This is a genomic window from Corynebacterium sp. 1103A (genome assembly GCF_055700955.1).
Map to the genome: position 1 here is coordinate 57,962 of NZ_JASTTF010000014.1, position 14,843 is coordinate 72,804.

At 63.2% G+C, this 14,843-nt stretch carries 14 protein-coding genes and 1 other RNA gene; 13 read left to right on the top strand and 2 right to left on the bottom strand.

Annotated features, from left to right (window positions below):
* Nucleotides 1-26 precede the first annotated feature (26 nt).
* Nucleotides 27-1,133 (top strand): peptide chain release factor 2, encoded by a 1,107-nt coding sequence (prfB, locus tag QQS52_RS09880; RefSeq protein ID WP_472773693.1) that lies wholly within the window; start codon nucleotides 27-29, stop codon nucleotides 1,131-1,133.
* Nucleotides 1,134-1,256: 123 nt separating this feature from the next.
* Here prfB and QQS52_RS09885 read toward each other — a convergent pair whose 3' ends face one another.
* Nucleotides 1,257-2,945, bottom strand: a complete 1,689-nt coding sequence (locus QQS52_RS09885; RefSeq protein WP_472773694.1) for an AbgT family transporter — start codon at nucleotides 2,943-2,945, stop codon at nucleotides 1,257-1,259.
* Between the two features lie 233 nt (nucleotides 2,946-3,178).
* Here QQS52_RS09885 and ftsE point away from each other — a divergent pair, with 233 nt between their 5' ends.
* The 5 genes from ftsE (at nucleotide 3,179) to ssrA (ending at nucleotide 6,231) form a co-directional block, all read left to right on the top strand.
* A complete protein-coding gene (gene ftsE / locus QQS52_RS09890; protein ID WP_472773695.1) occupies nucleotides 3,179-3,868 on the top strand; it encodes a cell division ATP-binding protein FtsE in 690 nt (229 codons plus the stop codon).
* Nucleotides 3,869-3,872: 4 nt separating this feature from the next.
* Nucleotides 3,873-4,775 carry a permease-like cell division protein FtsX gene (gene ftsX / locus QQS52_RS09895; RefSeq protein ID WP_472773696.1) on the top strand — a complete coding sequence of 301 codons (903 nt, stop codon included), beginning with the start codon at nucleotides 3,873-3,875 and terminating at the stop codon, nucleotides 4,773-4,775.
* A gap of 97 nt (nucleotides 4,776-4,872) precedes the next feature.
* Entirely contained in the window at nucleotides 4,873-5,376 is a 504-nt protein-coding gene (gene smpB / locus QQS52_RS09900) for an SsrA-binding protein SmpB (RefSeq protein WP_070769505.1), read from the top strand.
* A gap of 48 nt (nucleotides 5,377-5,424) precedes the next feature.
* Nucleotides 5,425-5,787 carry a DUF488 domain-containing protein gene (locus QQS52_RS09905; protein ID WP_472773697.1) on the top strand — a complete coding sequence of 121 codons (363 nt, stop codon included), beginning with the start codon at nucleotides 5,425-5,427 and terminating at the stop codon, nucleotides 5,785-5,787.
* Nucleotides 5,788-5,853: 66 nt separating this feature from the next.
* Nucleotides 5,854-6,231: a transfer-messenger RNA gene (gene ssrA, locus QQS52_RS09910) on the top strand.
* A gap of 126 nt (nucleotides 6,232-6,357) precedes the next feature.
* Here ssrA and QQS52_RS09915 read toward each other — a convergent pair.
* Complete coding sequence (locus tag QQS52_RS09915) at nucleotides 6,358-6,429, bottom strand: Ltp family lipoprotein (protein ID WP_472773708.1); 72 nt, start codon at nucleotides 6,427-6,429, stop codon at nucleotides 6,358-6,360.
* Between the two features lie 254 nt (nucleotides 6,430-6,683).
* On the opposite strand from QQS52_RS09915, the gene QQS52_RS09920 reads away from it, so the two are divergent.
* The 7 genes from QQS52_RS09920 (at nucleotide 6,684) to QQS52_RS09950 (ending at nucleotide 14,567) form a co-directional block, all read left to right on the top strand.
* Nucleotides 6,684-8,393: an AbgT family transporter gene (locus QQS52_RS09920; protein WP_472773698.1), complete on the top strand. Its 1,710-nt coding sequence runs from the start codon at nucleotides 6,684-6,686 to the stop codon at nucleotides 8,391-8,393.
* Nucleotides 8,393-9,808: an amidohydrolase gene (locus QQS52_RS09925; RefSeq protein WP_472773699.1), complete on the top strand. Its 1,416-nt coding sequence runs from the start codon at nucleotides 8,393-8,395 to the stop codon at nucleotides 9,806-9,808. Before QQS52_RS09920 ends, QQS52_RS09925 begins: the two co-directional genes overlap by 1 nt.
* 233 nt (nucleotides 9,809-10,041) lie before the next feature.
* The gene (locus QQS52_RS09930; RefSeq protein ID WP_472773700.1) at nucleotides 10,042-11,085 is read left to right on the top strand and encodes a siderophore ABC transporter substrate-binding protein; all 1,044 of its coding nucleotides are present in this window, start codon (nucleotides 10,042-10,044) and stop codon (nucleotides 11,083-11,085) included.
* 103 nt (nucleotides 11,086-11,188) lie between these two features.
* Nucleotides 11,189-12,166, top strand: coding sequence for an iron chelate uptake ABC transporter family permease subunit (locus tag QQS52_RS09935; RefSeq protein ID WP_472773701.1), 978 nt, complete (start codon nucleotides 11,189-11,191; stop codon nucleotides 12,164-12,166).
* Nucleotides 12,156-13,208, top strand: coding sequence for an iron chelate uptake ABC transporter family permease subunit (locus QQS52_RS09940; protein ID WP_472773702.1), 1,053 nt, complete (start codon nucleotides 12,156-12,158; stop codon nucleotides 13,206-13,208). The genes QQS52_RS09935 and QQS52_RS09940 overlap by 11 nt, the downstream gene beginning before the upstream one ends.
* Nucleotides 13,205-13,960: an iron ABC transporter ATP-binding protein gene (locus QQS52_RS09945; protein ID WP_472773703.1), complete on the top strand. Its 756-nt coding sequence runs from the start codon at nucleotides 13,205-13,207 to the stop codon at nucleotides 13,958-13,960. Before QQS52_RS09940 ends, QQS52_RS09945 begins: the two co-directional genes overlap by 4 nt.
* 127 nt (nucleotides 13,961-14,087) lie before the next feature.
* Nucleotides 14,088-14,567: a hypothetical protein gene (locus QQS52_RS09950; protein WP_472773704.1), complete on the top strand. Its 480-nt coding sequence runs from the start codon at nucleotides 14,088-14,090 to the stop codon at nucleotides 14,565-14,567.
* Nucleotides 14,568-14,843: the final 276 nt, after the last annotated feature.

Consider the following 14,843-nt stretch of genomic DNA (forward strand, 5'->3'; position numbering starts at 1 on the left):
ACCCCTGCGCGGTAGACTGGGGTGCTATGCACCCGGATAAGACTGCTGCTTTGGACGAGTTGTCCACGACGCTAACCACCATCGAAAAGGTGATGAACCCGGAGGAGCTGAGCGCGCGGGTCCGGGAACTGGAAGCCCAGGCGGGCGACCCGAGTCTCTGGGACGATCCGGCGCACGCGCAGAAGGTCACCTCGGAGCTCTCCGCCGCCCAGGCGAAGCTCCGCAAGCTCGCCGATCTGCGCGGGCGGCTCGATGACATACCGGTGATGTACGAGCTCGCTGAGGAAGAAGGCGACACCGCGCTGGCGGATGAGGAGCTGGCCGCGCTGCGCTCGACTATCGAGGCGCTTGAGGTAACGACCATGCTGTCGGGCGAATACGACGAGCGCGAGGCGGTCATCAACATCCGCTCCGGCGCCGGCGGCGTGGATGCCGCCGACTGGGCGGAGATGCTCATGCGCATGTATATCCGGTGGGCGGAGCACAACGACCACAAGGTCGATGTCTACGACATTTCTTATGCCGAGGAGGCTGGCATCAAGTCCGCGACCTTCGTGGTGCACGGCGAGTATATGTACGGCACGCTCTCGGTAGAGCAGGGCGCGCACCGTTTGGTGCGCATCAGTCCCTTTGATAACCAGGGCCGCCGGCAGACCTCCTTTGCGGAGGTCGAGGTCCTGCCCGTGGTGGAGCAGACCGACTCCATCGATATCCCGGACGCTGACGTGCGCGTGGACGTCTACCGTTCTTCCGGCCCGGGCGGGCAGTCCGTCAACACCACCGACTCCGCCGTACGGCTGACCCACATCCCCACTGGGATCGTGGTGACCTGCCAGAACGAGAAATCCCAGATCCAGAACAAAGCCTCGGCCATGCAGGTCCTGCAGGCCAAGCTGCTGGAGCGCAAGCGCCAGGAAGAGCAGGCCGAGCTGGATGCGCTGGGCGCGGGCGGCAACGCCTCCTGGGGCAACCAGATGCGCTCCTACGTGCTGCACCCGTACCAGATGGTCAAGGATCTGCGCACCGGCTTCGAGGTCGGCGACCCGCAGAAGGTCCTCGACGGCGACCTCGACGGCTTCCTGGAGGCCGGAATCCGTTGGCGCATGGCGCAGCGCAACGACAGCGAGGACTAGCCGCCCGCCCCACCTCTCCGCCAACCACAGCTACTTGCCAACGGCGGCCTAACGACGCCAGCCCCGCGCGGATTGTGAAAAACAACCGCTGCGGGGCTGGCGTTTGGGTTTTTGACGCGGTGGCTACTCGGCCGGGTAGTGCATGGGGGCACCCGGGCCGAGCGGAATGCCCAGCAGGTACCAGATGACGAAGAAGAGGAACCAGCCGACCAGCATGGCCACGGAGTAGGGCAGGGCCAGCGACATCAGGGTGCCCACCCCGGCGCGCTTGTAGTAGCGCTGCAGGAAGGTCAGGGCCAGGGCGAAGTAGGGCGACATCGGGGTGATGATGTTGGTCGGGGAGTCGCCGATACGGAACAGCATCTGGGCGACCTCCGGGGAGACGTGGACGTACATCATCATCGGGACGATGACCGGGGCCATCAGTGCCCACTGCGCGGAACCGGAGGTAATCAGCAGGTTGAGCAGGGCCACCAGCAGGACCAGCCCGGCAAACATCAGGATGGGCGGCAGGTCCCAGCGTTGGAGGAGCTCGGAGCCGGTAATCGCGGTCCACACGCCCAGGTTCGACCACTCGAACCACGCCAGGAACTGGGCGACGGCAAAGAAGAGCACCAGCATGGGCAGCAGGGTCTTGAGTCCCCGGGCCATGAAGTTCGGGACGTCGGAGCCGTCCTTGATGGTGCCGACGACGATGCCGTAGACGATGCCGACCAGCAGGAAGGCCAGGGCGATGGGCACCGCGATGGCGGAGATGAGCGGAGATTCCATGGTCTCCCCGTCCGGGCCGGCCAGCGGCGAGCCCGGGATGAACAGCAGGGCGAAAAAGCCGGCGAGGAAGACTAGCAGCGCGATGCCGGCCCACATCAGGCCCTTGGCCTCCTGACGGGACAGCTTCAGCGCCTCCTCGTCGTCGGTGAAGTCGTAGTCGCTGTCGGAGTCGTCAGCATCCCCTGCATGATCCTCTGCATGCGCATCCACGGCGTCGTCAGCGTCGGCGGAGGACTTCTGCGAGCCGCCGGCGGCCTTGTCGAAGGAGACCTCTTCGTAGTTGATGTGGTCGTGGTTGACCAGTTCGCGGGCCTTGCGGGTGATGAACAGCTCGGTGACCGCGGTGATGATGAGGGCCAGGACGACGGCGGAGGGGATGACGAAGAAGATATTGGCCAGCGGGCTGACGTGGTAGTCCGGATTGACCATCTGCGCGGCTGGGGTAGAGATGCCGGCCAGCAGCAGGTCGGTGATGTTGAGGATGAGCGAGGCGTTAAACCCGGCCGAGGAGGCGGCGAAGGCCACCATGGCGCCAACGATGGGGGAGCGCCCCAGCGCGTGGAAGGACATCGCGCCCAGTGGGATGAGGATGACGTAGATGGCGTCGGAGGCCACCGAGCCGGTCACGCCGGCCAGGGCGACGGCGAAGGTCAGCGTCGCCGGGGTGACCTTGGCAACCATCGCGCGCACGAGGGCGGACAGCAGGCCGGACTGCTCGGCCACGCCCACGCCCAGCATGACGGCAAGGATGACGCCTAGTGGCGGGAAGGAGGTGAAGTTCTCCACCGCATCCGTGACCATGCGCGAGATGTTTTCCTGGGTGAGCAGGGATTCGACCTCGATGGTCTCATTGGTCTGGGGATCCACGGCGCTCATACCCCCCAGGGAGCCGAGCCAGGAGGAAACGGCGACGACTCCGGCAAGGACGACGAACAGCCAGAAGGGATCCGGCAGCTTATTGCCCAGCTTTTCGATGGTGCCGAGAAAACCTCCGGGAGATTCTGTCTTCTTCGGCTGGTCTTCGGTAGCGGTTTCTGTCATAGAACGGCACTTTCTGTGTCGAAGAGCCGGGGCTCTTGGTTTTATCCGGGTGCGGCGGTTTTAGGTGGGGCCGGCGGCCGCCGTGCGAGTACTGTCGCCCGGATTTCATGGCAGGTATTCGAACTTATGGTGTGCGTCACTATAGCGTACACGGAGTTGGGGACACATAATTTTTAGTCAATTGACGGGTAAAAGAGTTTCAATTGTTATTTCCTGTTGCTAGAGTTGCGGACGTGATCACCTTCGAAAACGTAACCAAGGTCTATCCGACCTCAACGCGACCGGCACTGGATGATGTGTCTTTCCGCATTGAGGACGGCGAGTTCGTCTTTCTCATCGGCCCCTCGGGCTCAGGCAAGTCCACCTTTCTGCAGCTGATGGTGCGCGAGACCAACTTGAGCTCCGGACAGATCCACTTCGATAACTTCCACGTCAATGCGCTCAAAGGCCGCGAGATCAACCGCTTGCGCCAGTCCATCGGCTACGTCTTCCAGGACTTCCGGCTGCTGCCCAAGCTGAACGTCTACCAGAACGTGGCCTTCGCGCTGGAGGTCATTGGCAAGAAGAAGCACCGGATTGACAAGGCCGTGCCGGAGGTGCTCGAGATGGTCGGCCTGGGCTCCAAGGCCCACCGCATGCCGAACGAGCTCTCCGGCGGCGAGCAGCAGCGCGTGGCCGTGGCCCGCGCCTTCGTTAACCGCCCGAAGCTGGTGCTCGCGGACGAGCCGACCGGCAACCTGGACCCGGCGACCGCGTCGGAGATCATGACCCTACTGTCTAAGATCAACCGCCGCGGCACCACCGTCATCATGTCGACGCACAACGCTCGCGCCGTGAACGAGGCGCGCCAGCGCGTGCTGGAGCTGAGAAACGGCAAGCTCGTGCGCGATGAAACCCACGCCGTTTACGGGGAGGCCTTCTAAGACCATGCAGACAAATTTCGTCTTCCGCGAGGCCGCCAAGGGGCTCGGCCGCAACATCACCATGACTATCGCGCTGATTATCACCACGGCCGTGTCCGTGGGGCTGGTGGTCGCGGGTGTCTTGGTGACCATCCTGACCCAGGACACCAAGGAAATCTACCTCGAGCAGGTGGAAGTCATGGTCCAACTGGATGAGGAGATCTCCGCCAACGACACGGACTGTACGTCGGCGGGCTGTAAGGAGATTAAGGACCAGTTGGAGTCCGACTCCGGCGTGGAGAAGGTCACCTTCCGCTCGCAGGAGGAGTCCTACGAGCGCTTCAAGCAGTATTTCCAGGAGACCGACCCGCTGCTGGTGGAGGAGACCTCCTCGGACGCGCTGCCGGCCGCCCTACACGTGCGCCTGGTGGATCCCGCTGACACCGCGGCTATCGACGCCATCCGGGGCCTGCCGCAGGTCGATGCCGTCGTCGACCAGGTTGAGGAGGTCGACCGCGCCACCGACAACCTGGACTCCATCCGGAACGCGACCTTCCTGGTCGCCGCTGTCCAGGCCGTGGCGGCCATCTTCCTGATCGCCAACATGGTCCAGATCGCGGCGTACAACCGCTCGACCGAGATGTCCATCATGCGCATGGTGGGCGCTTCCCGCTGGATCACCCAGGCCCCGTTCGTGCTGGAGGCCGTCCTGTCCACACTCATCGGCGTGGTCGTGGCCGGAATCGGCCTGTTTCTCACCAAGTCCTACGTGGTGGACCCGTCGCTGCAGAGCCTCTACCAGGCGCAGTTGCTGGCCCCGCTGCACACCAAGGACATTTGGATAGCCCTGCCAATTGTCGGCGTGGTGGCCATGGCCTTCGCCGCCCTCGCCGCCCAAGTCACGCTGCGGCTCTACGTCAAGAAGTAGCTCGCGCGCCCCACAGTCCCGCCCGAATGCTGCTGTCTGCCGCGTGGCCGTCGGGCGGGTTTGTTCGCTCTAGCCTGGGCGGTTAAGCTTGATGGCTATGGCAAAGAAGGGCAAGAAGAAAAAGGGCGCGGTCGACAACAACTCGACCCTCGCCACCAATCGGCGTGCCCGCCATGACTTCAAGATCCTCGACACCTACGAGTGCGGTATTGCGCTCGTCGGTACGGAGATCAAGTCCCTCCGGGAGGGCAAGATTTCCCTGAACGACGCCTTTGCCACCATCGACAAGGGCGAGGTCTGGCTGCGCAACCTCCACATTCCGGAGTACTCCATGGGCACGTGGACCAACCACAGCCCCAAGCGCACCCGCAAGCTGCTGCTGCACCGCCGGGAGATTGACAAGCTTTACGGCCAGGTGCGCTCCGGCAACAAGACGCTCATCCCGCTCAAGGTCTACCTTAAGGACGGCCGGGCCAAGCTGGAACTCGGCCTGGCACAGGGCAAGCAGGACTACGACAAGCGCGAGGACATCAAGCGCCGCGACCAGGACCGGGAGATCTCCCGCGAGCTCGGCCGCCGTGTGAAGGGCATTAACGTCTAGGACTTCCACCGCGGCCTAACCCGCAGTAGGAGGGTTAGGCTGGAAGGCATGATTTACACTTGCAAAGTCCATGACGTGAAAAAGGATCCCAGTGTTGCCTCGGGCACCCGGGTGCTGGTGGATCGGATGTGGCCCCGCGGGGTAGCCAAGGACGACTTGGCCTACGATGAATGGTTCAAAGACGTTGCCCCTAGCAGCGAACTGCGCAAGTGGTTCAATCACGACGCCGAACGCTTCGAGGAATTCAGTAGGCGCTACCGCGCGGAGCTGGACGACTCCGACGCCGGGGAGCTGGGCCAGCTCATCGACCTTGCCAAGGACGGCGATCTCAGCCTGCTGTTCGCCGCCCACGACCGGGAGATCAACCACGCGGTGGTGCTCAAAGAGTGGCTGGACGAGCACTTGAATTAGCACGAGTGGGCGAGTAAAGTAATTCTTCCTATAGGGAATGCGGACGCATCCCGCCCTATAGGCAATGGGGTTGATTTGGTTTCGACTTCGTACATTGAGCCAGGGGAAGCGTGCCGGTGCAGGCTAGAGACCACCGTTAAGCGTCGTAGCACTCAATAAACGCAGAGAAGAACTCTCAGCGTGACTACGCACTTGCTGCCTAATTAGCAATGCGTGTCTGTCGGCCTAGGTTTTGTTCCTGACCTAGTAACTGGCATCGACTAAGGAACTTGCCATCCGGTTGCGTCTTCAGGGCCGGATGGGACCGCTACTGGAGACTGGGCCCATCATCCGGACGCGTTCGTCCGATCCGGAGGGCCGAGCAGAGATTCCGCGCGAACTGCGCACGGAGAAGCCCTGGCAAGATGACGAAGGACCCGGGTTCAATTCCCGGCAGCTCCACTACTAAAGCGGGCGCCCACACTCTTCGATAAGGAGGTAGGGTGCCCGCTTTTCTTTGTTGAACCCGTCGCGAGGCATTGCGCGCGGCGGCGGGGTACCCGGGAATTAGTTCAGGCTGCCGGCGGCCTACTAAGCCTGTTCCGGAGTGGACTTCTCGCCGTAGTCGGAAACCAGCTGGTTATAGATCGCATCTGGGGACATAGCCAGGTGGAGGCTCCCGTGGCCGTTTGCCCGATTGTTGGGGGGGGAGATGACGGGGAACGTCCAGTATCGGACGTAAGGGTGTCCGGTTGTGGGTGTGGGAGTGTCCGGTTGTGGGGGAGTTTATGGGATCGTAGCGCCGTTACGAAGTTGTAACCGGTAACACATGGGCATGTGTTGTGAGTTACATTATGCTGTCTGCATACATCCCGTGACGGCAAGGTGACGGGCCGAGACAGGCAGGAGTGGACGCGATGAGTACCCCCATTTCTAACGACGATGAAGACCTGCGCGCTAAAACTGTTGCTGACGACGTCGGTAGCGACGTCGGTGGGGAAAGTGCTGCTAATGGTGCGGCCGAGGAATCCGGCAGGGCTGAGACCGCGGCGAGTAAGCGGAGTGTGCTGGATAGGTTCTTGTCCGGCGTGGAGTACGTGGGCAACAAGCTGCCCGAGCCGTTTACCATCTTCGTCATCCTGTTTCTGATTACCGGGGTGGCTTCCACCGTGATGGCCTGGAAGGGTATCGCGGTCCAGGTGCCGGGATCGGATGAGATCTCCGAGGTCAACGGCCTGTTTACGGGCGAGGGGCTGGCGTGGCTGACCACCACGATGGCGGAGAACTACATCGGCTTCCCGCCGCTGCTGACGGTGCTGCCCATTCTGCTGGCCGTGGGTGTGGCGGAGCGCTCCGGCATGCTGTCGGCGCTTATCCGCCAGCTGTTCGGTTCGGCGCGGCCGGCCGTGCTTCCGTACGCGGTCGGTGTCATCGGCGTGACCGCCTCGGTCATGGGCGACTCCGCGTTCGTGGTGGTCCCGCCGCTGGCCGCCATGGTCTTCAAGGCGGCCGGGCGCCACCCGGTCGCCGGCCTCATCGGCGGTTTCGCTGCGGTGGGCGCGGGCTATTCCACGGCGTTGGTGCCCACCAGCCTGGACGCGCTGTTCGCCGGTATTACTAACGCGGTCATGGACACCCTGCCCGGGGCGGGCTATTCCACCGTGACGCCGCTGTCGAACTACTTCTTCAACATGGCCGCCTCCGTGGTGCTGGGCCTGGTGGCCGGCTACATCATCGACCGGATCCTGGAGCCGCGCCTGCGGGCCCAGGACGTGCCGCAGGATGAGTCGGTGGATGCTGCGGATGCCGCAGAGCGCGGCGACCGCGACGCCGAAGGCAACGCCCTGAGCGCCGCCCTGGAGCCGAAGGAGCGCAAGGCGCTGTGGATGTCCCTGCTGGCCGGGCTGGTGCTGACAACGGTCATCCTGGCCGCGGTGCTCATCCCGGGCTCGCCGTGGCGCAACAGGGAGGGCGGCTTCCTGCCGGAGTCCCCGCTGCTGGATTCCATTGTCTTTATCATCTGCGCCTACTTCTGGGTCTTCGGCATTACCTACGGCGCGGTGGTCGGCACCATCAAGGGCATGGCCGACGTGGTCACCATGATGATGGGTGCGCTCAAGGACATGCTGAGCTTTTTGGTTCTGGCCTTCATCCTGGGCCAGTTCGTCGCCCTGTTCGCCTGGACCGGGATTGGCACCTTTACCGCGGTCAAGGGCGCGGCCTTCCTGGAATCCATCGGGCTGACCGGCTTCCCGGCCATCCTGGCCTTCATCGTGCTGGCCTCCGTTCTGAACCTGTTGATCATCTCGGGCTCGTCCATGTGGACGCTGATGGCCGCGGTCTTCGTGCCCATGTTCGCGCTGCTGGGCTACGAGCCGGCGTTCGTGCAGGCCGCCTTCCACGTGGGAGACTCCGCTACCCAGATCATCACCCCGCTCAACCCCTACATGATCGTCATGCTAGGCCTGCTGCAGCGCTACGAGCCCCGGGCGGGCCTGGGCACGCTGATGTCGCGCCTTATCCCGTTCGTCATCCCCTTCTTTCTCGTCTGGGCCATCCTGCTGGGGGTGTGGTTCTTCGCCGATATCCCGCTGGGGCCGGGCGATAGCATTATGATTGAGCCCTAATGACAGCTCACCCAGATAACTGCCATGATTCCTGCCCTCCGCAGCGCCCGGGCATGACCCCAGAGGCGGCATCGACAAGCTACTTGGAAGCCACCTCTGCCGAGGTAGACGCGGCGGTCGAGCGCGCCCAGAAGCGGCAGGAAGGCTCCGGGCAGGCCGCAGAAGCCGCGGTGCCCGAGCACTGGGAGCGCCTGCGCTGCGAGGTGGAAGATTCCGGACTGGCGGCAGATATCCGCCACATCGTCCACGACCTGCACGCGCACCCGGAGACCGCCTTCGAGGAATACCGCAGCCAACAGGTGCTCTGCGATCTCTTGGAAAGGCACGGGCACGACGTGGTGCGCGGGGCCTACGGAGTCGAGACGGCATTTTCGACGAGCATCAGCTCGCCCGGCTACGAGCCCGGCCATCACCCGCGGGTGGTCATCATGGCCGAATACGACGCGCTGCCGGGTATCGGGCACGCCTGCGGGCACAACGTCATCGCCGCCGCCGGGGTGGGCGCTTTCCTGGCGGCCGCGCGGGCTATCGATGCCGCCGGGCCCTTGTGCATCGAGCTGCAGGGCACCCCAGCGGAGGAGGGGCACACCGGCAAGGAGTACATGATTCGGAGCGGGAGCTTGGCCGGGGTGGACGCCGCGCTGATGATCCACGGCTTCGGCTACGACATTTCCGAACACGTCTGGGTCGGGCGGCGCTCGGCCACCGTGACCTTCCACGGTACGGCCGCGCATGCGAGCTCGCAGCCGTTTATGGGCAAAAACGCCCTCGATGCCGCCTCCCTGATGTACCAGGGGCTGGGCCTGCACCGGCAGCAAATGCCGCCGAGCGACCGCCTGCACGCCGTCATCGTCGAGGGCGGCACCCGGCCTAGCGTGGTCCCGGATAGGGCAGTGGTCGAGGTTTATGCGCGCTCCCTGCGGACCGGGACCCTGCTGGAGCTGTCCCGCCGGGTCGACGACATCGCCCGGGGTGCGGCGCTGATGGCGGGAGTGGGCGTGGAGATCGCCTGGGACCCGCACCCGATGTCGCTGCCGGTGCGCAACAATTCCGCGCTGGCCGCCCGGTGGTCCGCCACCCAGCGCCGCCGCGGTCGCGCCCCGCTGCCTGCCGGGATTATCCCGGATACCCTGGCGGCCTCCACGGATTTTGGCAACGTCTCCCACCTGGTGCCGGGCATTCACCCCATGGTGCAGGTCAGCCCGCGGGAAGTGGCCCTTCACACCGAGGCCTTCGCCCACTGGTCGGCCACGGAAGCCGCGGAGCGCGCCGCCCTCGACTCTGCGTTGGGCCTGGCCCAGGTCGCCTTCGACTACGCCGCGGATCCCCAGCTGCGGGCCGCCGCCCACGCGGAGTTCGCGGAACTCGGTAAGGTCTCGGTGGAGGGGCTGCTGCGCTCGGAAAACTCCCAATAGTGGGGAGCTGTGGCAAGGACGAGACAGTCCTCCGCGCCTGGGCCGGGTCCGAAGTGGGGGGGTGCGTCCTGGGGGTAGGGGATCTAGTTATGAAAATTTCAGGTAAAACGCAGGTGGACAGGGTTCTCTAAAACTTAGCTGTACCTAAACCTTGTCAGGTTAGGGTCTCTTCAGTTAGGGTGTCCTAGGAAAGATAGTCCCGGAATTCCGCAAGGGATTCGTTTCGAAAAAGGATGATTGACAAGCCCATGAAGATTCGTCGTAACCTGGTTGCCTCGGTAGCCGCCGCCTCGCTGCTGCTGACCGCCTGCTCTTCGGCGGAGGATTCCTCCAATTCCGCCGACAGCTCCTCCAACTCCGTTGAGAACACCGCCGCAGACAACGCTGCGAAGGAGTCCGGCGAGCTGAAGCTGGAAGACAACAACGGCGAGCAGACAATCACCCTGCCCGTGGAGAAGCCGGCGGTCGCCGACAACCGCGCCTTCGCCGTGCTGGCCGACTGGGGCGTGGAGCTGTCCGCAGCGCCGCTGAACCTCATTCCGGAGTCCCTGGCCGATACCTACAACGAAGACACCGTCGCCGCGGACCTGGGCAGCCACCGCGAGCCGGATCTGGAGGCCCTGGTCGCCGCCGAGCCGGACCTGGTCTGGAACGGCCAGCGCTTCTCTCAGCACCAGGCCGACATCGAAAAGCTGGTGGAAGATAACCCGGTCGTGGACTTCGAGCCGCGCGAGGACAAGGATTTCTTCGAAGAGCTCAAGCGCCACACCACCGCCCTGGGCGAGGTCTTCGAGCACGAGGAAGACGCCCAGAAGCTGATCGAGGACCTAGACGCCGCCATTGAGCGCGCCAAGAAGGCCTATGATCCGGAAAAGACCGTCATGGCTGTTAACACCTCCGGCGGCGAGATCGGCTACATCGCTCCGCACGTCGGCCGCACCCTGGGCCCGGTATTCGACCTGCTGGGTATGGAACCGGCCCTGACTGTGGAGGACGGCAGCAGCAACCACGAGGGCGACGATATCTCCGTCGAGGCCATCGCGGAATCCAACCCGGACTGGATCCTGGTCCTCGACCGCGACGGTGCGGTCAGCTCCGACGAGCCGGACTACACCCCGGGTAAGGACCTGGTGGACAACAGTGCGGCTTTGAAGAACGTGCAGGCGGTCAAGGACGGCAATGTTTACGTCGCTCCGAAGGACACCTACACTAACGAGTCCATCATTACCTACACGAAGATCCTGAACGAAATGGCTGATGCTTTCGAGAATGCCTAGTACTTTATACGGCACTTTCCGCAAGTAACCGGATAGCTCCTGCGCTCATTTAACCGGCGCGGGGCCTATCCGGCTTTCGGCTATCTACCAAGAACCGGACCTTATGCGACAAACAACACCCAGGCGCTCCCGATCGAAGCTCTTTGACTGGAAGCTTCTGCTCGGCATAGGCGGCATCGTCCTGCTCCTGGCCCTCTCGCTGGCGGTGGGTGAATACGACATCCTGGGCCACAAGGACGGCGGGGAGATGTTCAACACCACCCGCATTCCGCGCACCATCGCGCTGATGCTGGCCGGCGCCGCCATGGCCATGAGCGGGCTGGTCATGCAGCTGCTGACCCAGAACCGCTTCGTGGAGCCAACCACCACCGGCACCACCGAGTGGGCCGGGCTCGGCCTGCTAACCACCATGGTGTTGTTTCCTACGTCCACCGTGCTGCAGAAGATGGTGATCGCCGTGGTCTTCTCCTTCGTGGGGACCATGGTCTTCTTCGGGTTCCTGCGGCGGGTGACCCTGCGGTCCTCCCTGATCGTGCCGATTATCGGCATCATGCTGGGCGCGGTCGTCAGCGCCGTCTCTACCTTCATCGCGCTGACCACGGACTCCCTGCAGCAGCTGGGCATCTGGTTCATGGGCTCGTTCACCTCGGTCTACGAGGGGCAGTACGAGGTCCTGTGGCTAGTACTCATCGTGCTCGTCGCGGTCTTTTTCTTCGCGGACAAGCTGACCGTGGCAGGGTTGGGCGAGGAGATCGCCACCAACGTCGGCCTGAATTACAACCGCATGATCCTCATCGGCACCGGGCTCATCGCCGTGGCCACCGGCGTGGTGACCGTGGTGGTGGGTGCCCTGCCGTTTTTGGGGCTTATCGTCCCGAATATCGTGAGCCTGTTCCGCGGCGATGACCTGCGCTCCAACCTGCCGTGGGTCTGTCTGCTGGGGATCGCGACGGTCACCGTCTGCGACCTGGTGGGCCGCACCATCATCTCCCCGTTCGAGATGCCAGTGTCCGTCATCCTGGGGATCATCGGCGCGATCGTTTTCGTGGTCCTGATTGTGAGGTCGACCCGTGGTAAATAAGACTGTTTCTACTGCTGCTTCCGCCCCGGCTACTGCCACCGCCCGCGACGTCGGAGCCTTCCAGTCCGCCGCCGCGCAGCGCAAGTACCGGGTCATTCTGCTCCTGCTGCTGGCCGCCGGCGGGGTATTCGCCGCCGGGCTGCTGGCGTGGGACAACCCGATGGACTTCGGCACGCGCGGCTTCTGGCTCATCGCCGAGCGACGCGCAGATGCCGTCATCGCCATGGCCGTGGTGGCCATCTGCCAGGCGACCGCGACGGTGGCCTTCCACACCGTGACCAACAACCGCATCCTCACCCCGTCGATCATGGGTTTCGAGGCCCTCTACGTGGCCATTAACACCGCGACCATCTTCTTCCTCGGCGCGGCCGGGCTCACCAACGCCCGCAACATCACCACGTTCCTGGTCCAGGTCGCGCTCATGATTTTGCTGTCGCTGGTGCTCTACTCCTGGCTGCTGACCAACCGCTCCAACAACATGCACGCGATGTTGTTGGTCGGCGTGGTCATCGGCGGCGGGCTGGGCTCCCTATCGACGTTCATGCAGCGCATGCTGACCCCCTCCGAGTTCGACGTGCTCACAGCCCGCCTGTTCGGCTCCGTCAACAACGCCGACTCGGACTATTACCCGGTGGCCATCCCGCTGATGCTGCTGGCCGCGGCCGCGCTGTATCTCAACTCGCGCCGGCTCAACGTGCTCGCACTCGGCCGCGACGCGTCGACCAACCTGGGCGTGAACCACCGGACGAACGCCATCTTCACGCTGATTATGGTCTCCATCCTCATGGCCGTGACCACCGCCCTGGTGGGCCCGATGACCTTCCTGGGCTTCCTGGTCGCTACGCTGGCATACCAGTTTGCCGAGACCTACGACCACCGCTTTTTGTTCCCGATGGCCGTGGCTACCGCCTTTGCCGTGCTCACCGGGGCGTATTTCATCATGCAGCACGTCTTCTACGCCCAGGGCGTGGTCTCCATCATCATTGAGCTGGTCGGCGGTACCGTTTTCCTCTTCGTCATCTTGAGAAAGGGTCGCCTGTGATTTCTCTAAAGCACGTCGCGAAAAGCTACAGCGGCGAGACCAACATTGGTCCCGTCGACCTGGAGATCCCCTCGGGGGGCATCACCTCCCTGGTCGGGCCAAACGGCGCCGGCAAGTCCACCCTGCTGACGATGATCGGCCGTCTGCTGAACATGGACGAGGGAACAATCGAGATTGCCGGCTACGACATCGGGAAGACTAAGTCGAAGGATCTGGCCCGTATTGTCTCCATCCTGCGGCAGGAAAACCACTTCATCACGAAGCTGACGGTTAGGCAGCTGGTGGGCTTCGGCCGCTTCCCGTACTCCCAGGGGCGCCTGACCGAAGAAGACGAGGAGATCATCTCTAAGTACATCGACTTCCTGCACCTGCGGGAATTCGAGGGCCGCTACCTGGACGAGCTCTCCGGCGGCCAGCGGCAGCGCGCGTACGTGGCCATGGTCCTGTGTCAGGAAACCGACTACGTCCTGCTGGACGAGCCGCTCAACAACCTGGACATCTCCCACTCCGTGGAGATGATGCGCCACTTAAAGCAGGCCGCCCGGGACTTCGGCCGCACGATTGTGCTGGTCATCCACGACATTAACTTCGCGGCCAAGTACTCGGACTCGATCTGCGCGGTCAAGGACGGTGAGGTCGTCGCCTTCGGCAGCCCGGAGGAAATCATGAAAAACGAGATCCTCACGCCGATTTTCAACACCCCGATCCAGGTCATCGACGGCCCCGACGGGTTGCTGGCCTGCTACTACTAGCCAATAACGGGCCGCACATGCAGCGCCCACAACTGAAAATTCATTGCCCAAAACTGCTGGCCTGACTACTGGCCGGAAGCACCGCCGAAGCACTACCGGCGGCGCCGCGGCCGGCGGGGGAAGGGGCGTGCACTTCCCAGTCGCTCCCATGCTGCAGGCGTTCATCGGTCTCATCGTTATCCCCTTCGGCCTGACCTGGGCAGTGCAGCACACTCGCACCAAGGACAAAATAGGCAAAGCCACCGATGCCTGGATGGTCCCGGTCATGTGCCTGACCCTCTTCGTCATCGCGACGGTACTTTCGCCGGGGCTGGGGGAGTACCTGCCGCGGCTTATGCCGGCACCTGCTTGTTACGTGTTGTTCATCTTGGGCGCGGTAACGCTAGCCCTGGCGTCGGGAAGGCGTCTCAACTCCCCGAGGCGAGACCCCATTGCGCTGATGTTGACGGAGATGACCCGCAACTCACTGGTGATTATGCCCTTCGCCTTGGCCCTCCCGGAAGGATTTTCATTCGTCCCCGCAGCCATCATCATGCCGACCGTGAGCGAGTCGGCCGTGCTCGGCGCGGTGTCGAAAATGGGCCATCTACCTGGGGTTAAACATTAAGCGAAAAGGCGATTTGGCATACGGAGGGCTAACGCGCTATATTAATTCGAGTCGCCGCGAGGTAGCCGAGAGGTTAACGGGCGGTGACGGTGTTTGACTTTGTTTACGGTTGTGAGTAAGGTTGAGCAAGCCGCTTTAGACAGTTGGTTGTTGCTGATTGTTGGGGTGTGCCAGTGATGTTTGAGAACTCAATAGTGTGCCAATGTACTTTTTGCATTTGTGTGGATGGTTGTGTTGGTGTGTGCCGGATGGCGCTTTCAGTTGGGGTGTCATTGA